This is a genomic window from Streptomyces hawaiiensis, assembly GCF_004803895.1.
Classification (GTDB): domain Bacteria; phylum Actinomycetota; class Actinomycetes; order Streptomycetales; family Streptomycetaceae; genus Streptomyces; species Streptomyces hawaiiensis.
The window spans coordinates 7039677-7052656 of the sequence record NZ_CP021978.1 but is presented as its reverse complement, the minus strand read 5'-3'; the positions used below and the strand labels follow the sequence as shown (position 1 = coordinate 7052656).

Below are 12980 nucleotides of genomic sequence, written 5' to 3'. Positions count from 1 at the left end.
GTGCTGAACGGGCGTGCCGATAGCTAACGCCCTCCCGCGACAGCACGTCAACAGTTTGTTGAAAATTCGGTGGCGTGAAACCGGGCCGGTGCTGCGCGGGTCCGGTCAGGCCCCCTTCTCGCGATTGAGGTAGTTGTAGACGGTGAAGCGGCTGACGCCGAGGGCGCTAGCCACGGTCTCCACGCCGTGCCGTACGGAGAAGGCGCCGCGCGCCTCGAGTATCCGTACGACCTCCTGCTTGGCCCTGCGGTCCAGATCGGCCAGCGGCATACCCTTGCGGCGCTCCATGGCGGCCAGGATGTGATCGAGGGAGTCGGCGAGCTGCGGCAGCCGTACGGCGACGGCGTCCTCGCCCTGCCAGGCCAGGACGACGTCGTCGGGGCCGGCCTCGTCGGGCGGGATCATCTCGCCGCCCATGGCGTCGACCAGGGGTTTCACAGCCGCGATGAACGGCTCGTCCCCCGCGCCGCTCACGCCTCGCCCTCCTCGACGACGTTGACCTGGAGCGTGACCCGGGTGGCGCCGGCCTCCAGGGTCTTGCGGAGCAGGGCGTCCACGGCGGTGAGCACCGCGTCGGCACCGCCCTGCGCGGTGTTGCCGAACGGGCCGACGTCCACGGCGTCCAGCTCGGCGGCCTCCACGACCTCGCGGGCCACCACCGCGTGCGCGGGCGCCTCGTCCAGGTCGAACGGCTCGGTCGTGAACTCCACTCTCAGTCGCACGCGCTCAACCTAACGCGCGGGGCGGACTTTCCGGCAGCCCCTCTTGACAGCCCTCGCACCTCGCAGGCAATCTTCCGTTAAGCAGAAGACAGATTCCACTATGCGGAATAAGTGCCATGGGCGACGCACCATGGACGACACGGAAGGGAGCGCCGCCCCGATGGGATTCGCAGACCAGCGCTTCAACGTCAACCTGTCGATCCTCTTCACGGAGCTCCCCCTCCTGGAGCGCCCCGCGGCCGCCGCCGCGGCGGGCTTCACCGCGGTCGAGCTGTGGTGGCCCTGGGTCGACTCACCCGTCCCCGAGCGATCCGAGCCCGACGCCCTGAAGCGCGCCATCGAGGACGCCGGCGTCCGGCTCACCGGCCTGAACTTCTACGCCGGGCAGCTCCCGGGCCCGGACCGCGGCGCCCTCTCGGTCCCCGGCGAGGAGTCGGAGCGGTTCCGCGCCAACATCGACGTGGCCGCCGACTTCGCCGCCTCCCTGGGCTGCACGGCCCTCAACGCGCTGTACGGCAACCGCGTCGAGGGCGTGGACCCCGCCGAGCAGGACGCGCTCGCCCTGGAGAACCTGACCCTCGCGGCCCGGGCCGCCGACCGGATCGGCGCGATCCTGCTGATCGAGGCGCTGAACCGGCCCGAGTCGCCGCTGTACCCGCTGGTGTCGGCCCCGGCGGCCGTGGAGGTCGTCGACCGGGTCAACGAGGCGACGGGACTGGGCAATGCCCGCTTCCTCATGGACCTCTACCACCTGTCCATGAACGGCGAGGACCTCCCGTCGGTGATCGAGCGGTTCGCCGCCAAGACCGGGCACGTGCAGATCGCCGACAACCCGGGCCGCGGCGCCCCCGGCACGGGCTCGCTGCCCCTCGAAGACCTCCTCGACCAGCTGAACAAGGCGGGCTACGACGGCTGGGTCGGCCTCGAGTACAAGCCGGGCGACCGCCCGAGCGCCGAGGCCTTCGACTGGCTGCCCCGCTGACCCCCGTACCGAAAGGCACCCCATCATGAGCACACTCGCAGCTTCCTCCCACCCGGCCCGCCCGGCGATCGCGTGGATCGGCCTCGGCATCATGGGCTCCCCCATGTCCGAGAACCTGATCAAGGCGGGCTACCAGGTCACCGGCTTCACCCTGGAGCGGGACAAGCTGGACCGCCTGGCCGCCGCCGGCGGCACCGCCGCCGGTTCGATCGCCGAGGCCGTGAAGGACGCCGACGTCGTCATCACGATGGTCCCGGCCTCCCCGCAGGTCGAGGCCATCGCCTACGGCCCCGACGGCATCCTGGAAAACGTGAAGCCCGGAGCGCTGCTGATCGACATGTCGTCGATCACCCCGCAGACCTCTGTCGACCTGGCGAAGGCCGCGAAGGACAAGGGCATCCGCGTACTGGACGCCCCGGTGTCCGGCGGTGAGGCCGGTGCCGTGGAGGCGGTGCTGTCCATCATGGTCGGCGGCGAGCAGTCCGACTTCGACCAGGCGAAGCCTGTCTTCGAGGCGCTCGGCAAGACGATCGTGCTGTGCGGTCCGCACGGCTCGGGCCAGACCGTGAAGGCGGCCAACCAGCTGATCGTCGCCGTGAACATCCAGGCGTGCGCCGAGGCCGTGGTCTTCCTGGAGAAGTCGGGCGTGGACCTGAAGGCGGCGCTGGACGTCCTGGGCGGCGGGCTCGCCGGCTCGACCGTGCTGACCCGCAAGAAGGACAACTTCCTCGGCCGCGACTTCAAGCCGGGCTTCCGGATCGACCTGCACCACAAGGACATGGGCATCGTCACGGACGCCGCCCGCAATGTCGGCGCGGCCCTGCCCGTCGGTGCCGTGGTCGCCCAGCTGGTCGCGAGCCTGCGTGCGCAGGGCGACGGCGGCCTGGACCACTCGGCGCTGCTGCGGGCCGTGGAGCGGCTCTCCGGCGCGCAGATCTGACCCTCTTTCGACCCTCGTAGCCCAGGGGGTCCCGCAGACCCCGGGCGGCGTCGCCCCTGACAACTGTCCTGTCGCGCCCAAAGGGGCGGCGCCGCCCGGTACCAGCCACGCCCTCCGCTTCAACAAACTGTTGACGCTCCGATCACCCCGACCCTAGGCTCCACAAAGCGGAAACATTTTTCCGCTGCCCTCTCGTACGGAAGGTCACGATGTCGCAGCGCGTGCTCACCACCGAGTCCGGCGCCCCCGTCGCCGACAACCAGAACTCCGCCACCGCCGGCGTCGGCGGCCCGCTCCTGCTCCAGGACCAGCACCTGCTGGAGAAGCTGGCGCGCTTCAACCGCGAGCGCATCCCGGAGCGCGTGGTGCACGCCCGCGGCTCGGGCGCGTACGGCCACTTCGAAGTGACCGACGACGTCACGGACTTCACCCACGCCGACTTCCTCGGCGGTGTCGGCAAGCGCACCGAGGTGTTCGTGCGCTTCTCGACCGTGGCCGACTCGCTCGGCGGCGCGGACGCGGTACGCGACCCGCGCGGTTTCGCGGTGAAGTTCTACACCGGGGAAGGCAATTACGACCTCGTCGGGAACAACACCCCGGTGTTCTTCATCAAGGACCCGATCAAGTTCCCCGACTTCATCCACTCGCAGAAGCGCGACCCGTTCACGGGCCGTCAGGAGCCGGACAACGTCTGGGACTTCTGGGCGCACTCCCCCGAGGCCACGCACCAGGTGACCTGGCTGATGGGCGACCGCGGCATCCCGGCCTCGTACCGGCACATGAACGGCTACGGCTCGCACACCTACCAGTGGACCAACAGCCGGGGCGAGGCGTTCTTCGTCAAGTACCACTTCAAGACCAACCAGGGCATCCGCTCCCTGAGCAGCGAGCAGGCCGCCGAGATCGCCGGCAAGGACCCCAACTCGCACCAGACGGACCTGCTCCAGGCCATCGAGCGGGGCGTGCACCCGTCCTGGACGCTCCACGTGCAGCTGATGCCGGCGGCCGAGGCGGCGGACTACCGCTTCAACCCGTTCGACCTGACCAAGGTCTGGCCGCACCAGGACTACCCGCTGCGGCGCGTGGGCCGGCTGGTGCTGGACCGCAACCCGGACAACGTCTTCGCCGAGGTCGAGCAGGCCGCGTTCTCCCCGAACAACTTCGTGCCGGGCATCGGCCCCTCCCCCGACAAGATGCTCCAGGGCCGGCTGTTCGCCTACGCGGACGCCCACCGCTACCGCCTGGGCGTCAACCACACGCTGCTCGCCGTCAACGCGCCCCGCGCCACGACCGCGCAGAACTACGGCCGCGACGGCCTCATGGCGTCCAACCCGCAGGGCCGGTACGCCAGGAACTACGAGCCGAACTCCTACGACGGCCCCGCCGAGACCGGCCGCCCACTGTCGGCGCCGCTGGCGGTGAACGGCCACACGGGCACCCACGCGGCGCCCCAGCACACCAAGGACGACGACTTCTTCCAGGCCGGCGAGCTGTTCCGGCTGATGTCCGCCGAGGAGAAGTCCCGCCTGGTCGCGAACATCGCCGGGGGCCTGTCCCAGGTCTCCCGCGACGACGTGATCGAGAAGAACCTCGCACACTTCCACGCCGCCGACCCCGCGTACGGGCGGCGCGTGGAGGAGGCGGTCCGCGCCCTGCGCGAGGACTGAACTCCCTGACCGTGTCCGACCGCCCGGGGCGACCCGGATGAGGGGTGGTCCCCCGGGCACGGCACGGTCAGGGCGCGGACCGCGGCGGCGTGTGAGCCAGTGCGGTGGTGAAGGACCGGGAACGGCTTCTCGACCTGAGGGAAGTCCGCTCCGGGCTCCGTCGCACCCGCCGCGGTCCCAGTACGGGCCACCCCTCCCCCAGACCCCGTCCGGCGGCGCGAACGTCCTGTCGCGCCCAGCCTCGCGCCGTCGGACGGCCAGCCCGCTTCAGGGTGCGGAACCGCCCCGTTCGCAGCAGCCTGAAGGCATGGCACCTCCCACCGAGCATCCGCATGTCGTGGTCCACGCCCCCGCCCTGGACGGCTCCCGCCGGGTCACCCTGGACGAGGAGCCGCTGGGCGTCGCCACCCACACCGACGACGTCGCCGAGATCCTGCGCCTGGCCGACCTCTACGTGACCGATGTCGCGGACAGCGACCTCGTCGAATGGCAGGGCGGCGGCCCGGACGACTGGCCGGGCCTTTCGGAGCACCACGAGGCGTGAGTGCTCCTACGTCACCGGTCGTACCCTGCGTACGGCACCCTCAAATCAAGCTCTGCACCCGGCCCCGGGGGCTTCAACCGCCCCCGGGGCCGGGCACATTCTCGTCACAAGGGGCCCGCCGGCACGGGGGCGGCGGGCCCCGGTACGGGGGTGAAGCCATGAGCGACGGTACGGCGGTCCGGCTGGAGCCGCACGAGATCGCGCTGCTGGGGGAAGGCCCGCGGGCCGCCGTAACCGTCGCCGTGGTCGACCTGTATCTGCGGGGCCTGGTGGCGGCTGACCTGCCGGGGACGATCCGGGCGGATGCCGTGGACGACGCGTCGGCGCAGGAGCAGCCCGCTCCGCTGGCGGTCGCGGTGCGCGCCTGCCTGCGCAAGCCCGCCGCCCCCAAGGACCTGGTGAAGGATCCGGCCGTCCGGCTCGCGGTGGCCCTCATGCGCATTCCGCTCGCGGAGGCGGGGCTGCTGCGCTATCCCCTGCTCGGGCCGACCCGCGCCGCCCGCCGGCACGTCCGCGGCCTGCGGCAGGACCACCCCCTGCCGGCGAGCAGGCACGGTCTGACCGACGGCGAACGGCTGCTGCTGGTCGCCCTGCACGGCGAGGCGGCCCTGCGGCTGCTGGTGCCCCGCTTCGCCCTGCGGGCGGGTCTGGTCCGCCGGGCCGAGGTGGGCGGCAGGAGCCTGCTCAAGAACTCACCGCCCGGCAGGGGCGGCGGGGGCGGGGCTCACCACTACTGCGGCGCAGGCGGGGGCGGCTGCGGAGGCGGCGGGAGCTGACCCCGTGCGGGAGTGAGAGCGGTCATCCGCGGGGACGCGGTACGGACATGCGCGAGGGGCGGCCCGTCCCCAGGGACGGGCCGCCCCTCTGCTCCCCCGCGCGTCAGACCTTCAGCGTCCTGATCGAGGTCGGGGTGTGGCCGGGTTCGGTGGCGATCTCCTCGAACTCCACGACGTTGCCGATGTCGTTGGTCGTCGACATGGAGATGTTGGTGACGCGCTCCAGGATCGCCTCGACGACGACCGGGACCCGGTACCGTGCGGCGAGCTTCTTGGCCTGCTCGAAGGCGTCGCCCAGCTCGGCGGGGTCGGTCACCCGGATCGCCTTGCAGCCGAGGCCCTCGGCGACCTTGACGTGGTCGACGCCGTAGACGCCGAGCTCGGGCGAGTTGAGGTTCTCGAACTCCAGGTTGACCTGGAAGTCGATCTCGAACGCCCGCTGCGCCTGCCGGATCAGCCCCAGGTAGGAGTTGTTCACCAGGACGTGGACGTACGGGATCCTGTGCTGCGCGCCGACGGCCAGTTCCTCCAGCATGAACTGGAAGTCGTAGTCGCCCGAGAGCGCGACGACGGATGCCTCCGGGTCGGCCTTGGCGACGCCGAGCGCGGCCGGGATGGTCCAGCCGAGCGGGCCGGCCTGACCGCAGTTGATCCAGTGCCGGGGCCGGTAGACGTGCAGCATCTGCGCGCCGGCGATCTGCGAGAGGCCGATGGTGGAGACGTACCGGGTCTCCGGGCCGAAGGCCTTGTTCATCTCCTCGTAGACGCGCTGGGGTTTGATCGGGATGTCGTCGAAGTGCGTGCGGCGCTGGAGGGTCGCCTTGCGTTCCTGTGCGGCGGCGGCCCACTCGGAGCGGTCGGGGAGCCTGCCGGCGGCCTTCAGTTCCTTGGCGACCTCGACGAACAGTTCCAGGGCGGCCTTGGCGTCGGAGGCGATGCCGTAGTCCGGGGCGAAGATCTTGCCGATCTGGGTGGGCTCGATGTCGACGTGGACGAACTTCCGGCCGGCCGTGTAGACGTCGAGCTTGCCGGTGTGGCGGTTGGCCCAGCGGTTGCCGATGCCGAGGACGAAGTCGGACTCCAGGAACGTCGCGTTGCCGTAGCGGTGCGAGGTCTGCAGGCCCACCATGCCGGCGTTCAGCTCGTGGTCGTCGGGCAGCAGGCCCCAGCCCATCAGGGTCGGGACGACGGGGGTGCCGGTCAGTTCGGCGAACTCGACGAGGAGTTCGGCGGCGTCGGCGTTGATGATGCCGCCGCCGGCGACGATCAGGGGCCGCTCGGACGCGTTCAGCATCCCGATCGCCTTCTCGATCTGGGCGCGGGACGCGACGGGCTTGTAGACCGGGAGCGGCTCGTAGGTCTCCGGGTCGAACTCGATCTCCGTCAGCTGCACGTCGATCGGCAGGTCGATGAGGACCGGGCCGGGGCGGCCGGAGCGCATCAGGTGGAAGGCCTGCTGGAAGACGCCCGGGACCTGCGCGGCCTCCAGCACGGTCACGGCCATCTTGGTGACCGGCTTGGCGATGGAGGCGATGTCGACGGCCTGGAAGTCCTCCTTGTGGATCACGGCGGTCGGGGCCTGGCCCGTGATGCACAGGATCGGGATGGAGTCGCCGATCGCGGAGTACAGACCCGTGATCATGTCGGTGCCGGCCGGGCCGGAGGTACCGATGCAGACGCCGATGTTGCCCGGGCGGGTACGGGTGTAGCCCTCGGCCATGTGCGAGGCGCCCTCGACGTGCCGGGCGAGGGTGTGGGCGATGCCGCCGGAGGCTTTGAGCGCCGCGTAGAACGGGTTGATCGCCGCGCCGGGGACACCGAACGCGTCAGTGACGCCCTCGCGCTTGAGGATCTCAACTGCCGCGCGGGCAGCGGTCATTCGAGCCATCGAGTTACTCCTGCTTCGGCTGTCGGATTCGCACTCCCGTCGCGCCCCGCGGTGAGCTCTTCCGTATTGTGGAAATTGTTTTCTACTATCTGGAATGAATGTATGTGGGGTGGGTGAAGGGCGTCAAGAGACGGCAAGCGCCGGACAGGGCGGGGTCCGAGAGAGCACGATGGGCACGCCGTCCCTACGCGACACGGTTCTGGAGTGGCCATGGCCGAGACCGTTCCGGTGCGCTGCCCGGCCTGCCACCGCGAGCACCGCTACACGGCTCCCGCGTACCCCTGCGTGTGCGGCGCGCCGGTCGCACCGCCACTGGACCGCGACGGCTCGGCGACGCCCGTCGCGCACCGGGTCTGGCAGGACGACTGGGTGACGGTGCGGTGCGGGTCCTGCGGGCGACGCGGCGAGTGGCCGCGCCCGGAGGTGGGGTGCGCGTGCGGGGTGGTGCTGCGGGTGGCGGTGGTGGAGGGCCCGCGCACCGGCGGGGGTCAGGACGCGGCGGCCGGTGGGACGTCGCCCCCCGAGAGCAGGATGACCGGCCAGGACACGGCAGGCGGCCAGGGCAGGACGTCCGGCCAGGAGGCGCCGGCAGGCCAGGACAACACCTGCGAGCAGGACACGGCAGCGGACCAGGACGGCACCCACGACCAGCGCGCCGCCGCCGGCCTCGACCCCACGACCGGCCCGCGCGAGACCGCCGCCGCTCCCGCCGATGCCACTGCCCCCACCGGCATCGCCTCCGCCTCCGCCAAGCCGCCCTTCCGGTCCGTCACCATCCGCACCGCCCTCGACGCCGTCACCGCCACCGCGCTGTATCTGCGCTGGCTCGGCTACCGGGGTGTCCGCCGGGCGGACCAGCGGCCCCCGTCCGGCATCGGACTGGCCGCCCGCGGCGTCCTCGCACAGGTCGACCCGGCCGTGCGCCCGGCGACCCTGCGGGACGTGGAGTGCCTGTGGCTGACGGCCATGACCGAGTCCGCGGAATGCCTCTACTTCTCCCTCACCGGATACGCGGCCGACGCCCGGGCCCGCGCCGACGCCCTGGGCGTCCCGCTGTTCGTCCTGGACCTCACCGGCACACCGAGGCCGGTGAACACCCCGGCCGAGGCGCTGGCCTCCGGCGGCTCCGAGGACCGGGCACCCTGACCTCCGGCTGCACCGCACCGCATACTCACCGCATGCGCATCCGCCCCGCCGCCCCCGCCGAACTCCCGGCCCTCCAGGACATCGAACGGGCCGCCGGGGCCCCCTTCCGCGACCTCGGCATGCCGGAGATCGCCGACGACGAGCCGCCCGCGCTCGACGTCCTGGAGCGCTACCGCCGGGCGGGCCGCTGCTGGGTCGCGGCGGACGAGCGGGACCGGCCGGCCGCCTATCTCCTCGCCGAACCCGTGGACGGCGCCCTGCACATCGAGCAGGTCTCGGTCCACCCGCGCGCCGCACGCCGGGGCGTGGGCCGCGCCCTCCTGGCCCACGCCGCCGACCACGCCCGCGAGGAGGGCCTGACCGCCCTGACGTTGACCACCTTCACGGAGGTCCCGTGGAACGCCCCCTACTACGCCCGCCTCGGCTTCCGGCCCCTCCCCGAGGCGGATCTCACGCCCGGCCTGCGCGAGATCCTCGCGACGGAGGCCGCGCACGGCCTGGACCGCCGGCCTCGGGTGTGCATGCGAAAGCGTTTGTGAACGGGCTTCCGCCGCTGCGACGATGCGCCCCATGGGCGACACAGACCCCGGCGCGCTCACACTGCGCCGAGCCGACCCGGCCGACTGGACCGCACCGGCCGGGACGGACCCGATCGCGACCGGGGGCGACCAGGCCCGACGAGCGAGCATCCGGCGCTGGTGCGCAGCGGGCCTCGTCACGCTGGCAGAGGGGGCCCCGGCCCCGTCGGCTACGCCGTACTGGAATACACCTTCTTCGAGCAGGGCTTCCTCACCCTGCTGACCGTCGCACCCTGCGCCCGCCGGCAGGGAGTGGCCACCCGGCTCGTCACCGCCGTCGAGGCCGAGTGCGCCACTCCCAAGCTGTTCACGTCGGCCAACGTCTCCAACCAGCCCATGCAGCGACTGCTGCTGGCAGCGGGCTGGCAACCGGCGGGCCTGGTGCACGGGCTGGACGAAGGCGATCCCGAACTCTTTTACCTCTGCCCGCCGGAGAAGCGCTCCCGCAGCTCCACCTTGCGCACCTTTCCGGACACCGTCATCGGGAAGGAGTCCAGGATCCGCACGCCGCTCGGGACCTTGTAGTGCGCCAACCGCCCCTCGCAGTAGGCTCGGAGCTCCTGCAGGGTCGGCGGGTCGGCCGGGTCGCGGGGGATGACGCAGGCCAGGACCTCCTCGCCGTAGCGCTCGTGCGGGACGCCGACGACCTGGACGTCCTGGATCTTGGGGTGGCCGTAGAGGAACTCCTCGATCTCGCGGGGGTAGATGTTCTCCCCGCCCCGGATGATCATGTCCTTGATGCGGCCGACGATCTCGACGTAGCCGTCCTCGCGCATCACGGCGAGGTCGCCCGTGTGCATCCAGCGGCCGGCGTCGACGGCCTCGGCGGTCTTCTCCGGCTCGTTCCAGTAGCCGAGCATCACGCTGTAGCCGCGCGTGCACAACTCGCCCGCCGTGCCGCGCGGCCGGGTGACTCCCGTGGCCGGGTCGACGATCTTCACCTCGATGTGCGGCAGGACCCGGCCGACCGTGCCCGTGCGGTGCTCCAGGTCGTCGTCCCTGCGGGTCTGCAGCGACACCGGGGACGTCTCGGTCATGCCGTAGCAGATGGAGACCTCCGCCATGTGCATCTCGGCGACCACCCGCTTCATCACCTCCACCGGGCAGGGTGAGCCGGCCATGATGCCGGTGCGCAGGGAGGAGAGGTCGTAGGAGGCGAAGTCGGGGAGGTTCAGCTCCGCGATGAACATGGTCGGGACGCCGTAGAGGGAGGTGCAGCGCTCCCGCTGGACCGCGTCCAGGGTGGCCTTCGGGTCGAAGGACGGGGCGGGGATGACCATGCAGGCGCCGTGCGAGGTGGCGGCCAGATTGCCCATGACCATGCCGAAGCAGTGGTAGAAGGGCACCGGGATGCAGATCCGGTCCTGCTCCGAGTAGGCGACCAGCTCACCCACGAAGTAGCCGTTGTTGAGGATGTTGTGGTGGGAGAGGGTCGCGCCCTTCGGGAAGCCCGTCGTGCCCGACGTGTACTGGATGTTGATGGGGTCGTCGCAGGAGAGTTCGTCGTACGTCGCGTCGGGGGTCGCCCGCCCGAGCAGCGTCTCCCAGCTCGGGTCGCCGAAGTAGACCACCTCCCGCAACTCGGGGCAGCCCCCGCGCACTTGACCGACCATCGCACGGTAGTCGCTCGTCTTGTGGCTGAGGGAGGCGAACAGCAGGGACACGCCGGCCTGCTTCAGGACGTACTCCACCTCGTGGGTGCGGTACGCCGGGTTGATGTTCACCATGATCGCGCCGATGCGGGCGGTGGCGTACTGGACGAGCACCCACTCGGGGCAGTTGACCGCCCAGACGCCCACCCGGTCGCCCTGGGCGATACCGGAGGCGTGCAGGGCGGAGGCGAGCTCGTCGACCGCCGCGCCGAACTGGGCGTACGTCCAGCGCCGGCCGGACGGCACGTCGACCAGTGCCTCGCGGTCCGGCCAGGCGGCCACCGCCCGGTCCAGGTTGGCCCCGATGGTGTCGCCGAGCAGCGCCGCCTCGCCGGTTCCATGGCTGTACGAGCTCACCGGAAGTCCTCCTCGCGGTACTCGGCGTCCGACCCGGCCGCCGTGGCCTCACGCAGCTCGATCCGGCGGATCTTGCCGGAGACGGTCTTGGGCAGGTCGCCGAACTCCAGGCGGCGGATGCGCTTGTAGGGGGCCAGCACCTCGCGGGAGTGCTCGAACAGGACCTTGGCGGTGTCGGGGCCCGGCTCCCAGCCCTCGGCCAGCACGACGTAGGCCTTGGGGACGGAGAGCCGCAGCTCGTCCGGGGCGGGCACGACCGCCGCCTCGGCCACCGCTTCGTGCTCCAGCAGCGCGCTCTCCAGCTCGAAGGGACTGATCTTGTAGTCGGAGGCCTTGAAGACGTCGTCACTTCGCCCGATATAGGTCAGATATCCCTCTTCATCCCTGGAGGCGACGTCCCCTGTGCGGTAGTAGCCTCCGGCCATCGCCTCCGCCGTCCGGTCGGCGTCGCCGTGGTAGCCGGTCATCAGGCCGACGGGGCGGTCCGACAGATCGAGCGCGATCTCGCCCTCGGCCGCGCCCGGCGCGCCGGAGACGGGGTCGAGGAGTTCGACGCGGTATCCGGGGCTCGGCCGGCCCATCGAGCCGGTCTTGAGCGGCTGGCCGGGGCTGTTGGCGACCTGGACGGCCGTCTCGGTCTGGCCGAAACCGTCGCGGATGGTGATGTCCCAGGCGCGGCGGACCTGCTCGATGACCTCCGGGTTGAGCGGCTCGCCGGCCGCGACGACCTCGCGGGGCGGGGTGCGCAGCTGCGCCAGGTCGGCCTGGATGAGCATGCGCCACACGGTCGGCGGGGCGCAGAAGGTGGTGACGCCCGCCCGGTCCATCTCGGTCATGAGACGGACGGCGTCGAAACGCGTGTAGTTGTGCAGGAAGACGGTCGCCTCGGCGTTCCACGGGGCGAAGAGATTGGACCAGGCGTGCTTGGCCCAGCCGGGTGAGGAGATGTTCAGGTGCACGTCGCCGGGTTTCAGGCCGATCCAGTACATGGTCGACAGATGGCCGATCGGGTACGACGTGTGGGTGTGCTCCACGAGCTTGGGCCGGGCGGTGGTGCCCGAGGTGAAGTAGAGCATCAGCGGGTCGTCCGCCCGGGTCGGGCCGTCGGGAACGAAGCTCGCGGAGGCGCCGTAGGCGTCGTCCAGTGGCAGCCAGCCGTCCGGTACCGCACCGGCGGCGCCTGCGGCGATGCGTGTGTAGTCGCCGGGGACCTCGGCGAACTTGCCGGTGTCCTCGGGGCGCGCGATGACGTGCCGGACCCGGCCTCGCGCCACGCGGTCGCGCAGGTCGGCGGGGCCGAGCAGCGGGGTGGCCGGGATGACCACCGCGCGCAGCTTCATCGCGGCGAGGGCGGTGATCCACAGTTCGGCCTGGTTGCCGAGCATGACGAGGACGCGGTCCTCGGCGCGCACGCCCCGGGCGCGCAGCCAGGTGGCGAACTGCGCCGACCTTACCGACATTTCCCCGAAGGACAGCTGGGTCTCGCGGCCGTCCTCCTCGACGAGGTGCAGGGCGGTGCGGGCGTTGCCGTCGGCGACCTCGTCGAACCAGTCGAGCGCCCAGTTGAAGTACTCGGGGCGGGGCCAGCGGAAGCCCTCGTAGGCCGTCGGGTAGTCCTCGCGGTGTTCCAGCAGGAAATCCCGCGCGTCGCGGAACAGCTCCGTCGCCGATGTCATCTGTCCTCCTGGGTACCGGACCATTGCCGGACGGCTCTGAGCCATCGTGTAA

Annotated in this window: 13 protein-coding genes; 8 read left to right on the top strand and 5 right to left on the bottom strand. The window is 71.3% G+C overall.

The window, feature by feature from the left end; genetic code table 11:
- Positions 1–105: 105 nt before the first annotated feature.
- Both CEB94_RS32360 and CEB94_RS32355 read right to left on the bottom strand, forming a co-directional pair.
- Complete coding sequence (locus tag CEB94_RS32360) at positions 106–474, bottom strand: helix-turn-helix domain-containing protein (protein WP_175435551.1); 369 nt, start codon at positions 472–474, stop codon at positions 106–108.
- The gene (locus CEB94_RS32355; protein ID WP_175435550.1) at positions 471–722 is read right to left on the bottom strand and encodes a hypothetical protein; all 252 of its coding nucleotides are present in this window, start codon (positions 720–722) and stop codon (positions 471–473) included. The genes CEB94_RS32360 and CEB94_RS32355 overlap by 4 nt, the downstream gene beginning before the upstream one ends.
- A gap of 160 nt (positions 723–882) precedes the next feature.
- Between CEB94_RS32355 and CEB94_RS32350 the strand changes: the two genes are divergently transcribed.
- The 5 genes from CEB94_RS32350 (at position 883) to CEB94_RS32330 (ending at position 5631) form a co-directional block, all read left to right on the top strand.
- Positions 883–1704: a TIM barrel protein gene (locus CEB94_RS32350; RefSeq protein WP_175435549.1), complete on the top strand. Its 822-nt coding sequence runs from the start codon at positions 883–885 to the stop codon at positions 1702–1704.
- 25 nt (positions 1705–1729) lie between these two features.
- Positions 1730–2644, top strand: coding sequence for a 2-hydroxy-3-oxopropionate reductase (locus tag CEB94_RS32345; protein WP_175435548.1), 915 nt, complete (start codon positions 1730–1732; stop codon positions 2642–2644).
- Between the two features lie 209 nt (positions 2645–2853).
- On the top strand, positions 2854–4311 hold the full coding sequence (locus tag CEB94_RS32340) for a catalase (protein ID WP_175435547.1): 1458 nt from the start codon (positions 2854–2856) through the stop codon (positions 4309–4311).
- Positions 4312–4618: 307 nt separating this feature from the next.
- Entirely contained in the window at positions 4619–4855 is a 237-nt protein-coding gene (locus tag CEB94_RS32335) for a hypothetical protein (RefSeq protein WP_175435546.1), read from the top strand.
- Positions 4856–5013: 158 nt separating this feature from the next.
- A complete protein-coding gene (locus CEB94_RS32330; RefSeq protein ID WP_175435545.1) occupies positions 5014–5631 on the top strand; it encodes a TIGR04222 domain-containing membrane protein in 618 nt (205 codons plus the stop codon).
- 103 nt (positions 5632–5734) lie between these two features.
- On the opposite strand, the gene gcl is transcribed toward CEB94_RS32330, so the two are convergent.
- A complete protein-coding gene (gene gcl / locus CEB94_RS32325; RefSeq protein ID WP_175435544.1) occupies positions 5735–7519 on the bottom strand; it encodes a glyoxylate carboligase in 1785 nt (594 codons plus the stop codon).
- A gap of 210 nt (positions 7520–7729) precedes the next feature.
- Between gcl and CEB94_RS32320 the strand changes: the two genes are divergently transcribed.
- The 3 genes from CEB94_RS32320 (at position 7730) to CEB94_RS32310 (ending at position 9768) form a co-directional block, all read left to right on the top strand.
- The gene (locus CEB94_RS32320) at positions 7730–8665 is read left to right on the top strand and encodes a hypothetical protein (RefSeq protein ID WP_175435543.1); all 936 of its coding nucleotides are present in this window, start codon (positions 7730–7732) and stop codon (positions 8663–8665) included.
- A gap of 32 nt (positions 8666–8697) precedes the next feature.
- Entirely contained in the window at positions 8698–9204 is a 507-nt protein-coding gene (locus CEB94_RS32315; RefSeq protein ID WP_175435542.1) for a GNAT family N-acetyltransferase, read from the top strand.
- 159 nt (positions 9205–9363) lie between these two features.
- On the top strand, positions 9364–9768 hold the full coding sequence (locus CEB94_RS32310; protein ID WP_246111976.1) for a GNAT family N-acetyltransferase: 405 nt from the start codon (positions 9364–9366) through the stop codon (positions 9766–9768).
- Here CEB94_RS32310 and CEB94_RS32305 read toward each other — a convergent pair.
- Together CEB94_RS32305 and CEB94_RS32300 are read right to left on the bottom strand one after the other, a co-directional pair.
- A complete protein-coding gene (locus CEB94_RS32305; protein ID WP_175435541.1) occupies positions 9660–11252 on the bottom strand; it encodes an AMP-binding protein in 1593 nt (530 codons plus the stop codon). The genes CEB94_RS32310 and CEB94_RS32305 overlap by 109 nt on opposite strands.
- Positions 11249–12928, bottom strand: coding sequence for an AMP-binding protein (locus tag CEB94_RS32300; RefSeq protein ID WP_175435540.1), 1680 nt, complete (start codon positions 12926–12928; stop codon positions 11249–11251). Before CEB94_RS32300 ends, CEB94_RS32305 begins: the two co-directional genes overlap by 4 nt.
- Positions 12929–12980 lie beyond the last annotated feature (52 nt).

What these genes read in the sequence shown, in the direction of transcription:
- CEB94_RS32320 (WP_175435543.1), top strand. Translation starts at nt 7,730, where the DNA reads ATGGCCGAGACCGTTCCGGTGCGCTGCCCGGCCTGCCACCGCGAGCAC.
- CEB94_RS32340 (WP_175435547.1), top strand. Translation starts at nt 2,854, where the DNA reads ATGTCGCAGCGCGTGCTCACCACCGAGTCCGGCGCCCCCGTCGCCGAC.
- CEB94_RS32300 (WP_175435540.1), bottom strand. Translation starts at nt 12,928, where the DNA reads ATGACATCGGCGACGGAGCTGTTCCGCGACGCGCGGGATTTCCTGCTG.
- CEB94_RS32315 (WP_175435542.1), top strand. Translation starts at nt 8,698, where the DNA reads ATGCGCATCCGCCCCGCCGCCCCCGCCGAACTCCCGGCCCTCCAGGAC.
- CEB94_RS32335 (WP_175435546.1), top strand. Translation starts at nt 4,619, where the DNA reads ATGGCACCTCCCACCGAGCATCCGCATGTCGTGGTCCACGCCCCCGCC.
- gcl (WP_175435544.1), bottom strand. Translation starts at nt 7,519, where the DNA reads ATGGCTCGAATGACCGCTGCCCGCGCGGCAGTTGAGATCCTCAAGCGC.
- CEB94_RS32330 (WP_175435545.1), top strand. Translation starts at nt 5,014, where the DNA reads ATGAGCGACGGTACGGCGGTCCGGCTGGAGCCGCACGAGATCGCGCTG.
- CEB94_RS32350 (WP_175435549.1), top strand. Translation starts at nt 883, where the DNA reads ATGGGATTCGCAGACCAGCGCTTCAACGTCAACCTGTCGATCCTCTTC.
- CEB94_RS32345 (WP_175435548.1), top strand. Translation starts at nt 1,730, where the DNA reads ATGAGCACACTCGCAGCTTCCTCCCACCCGGCCCGCCCGGCGATCGCG.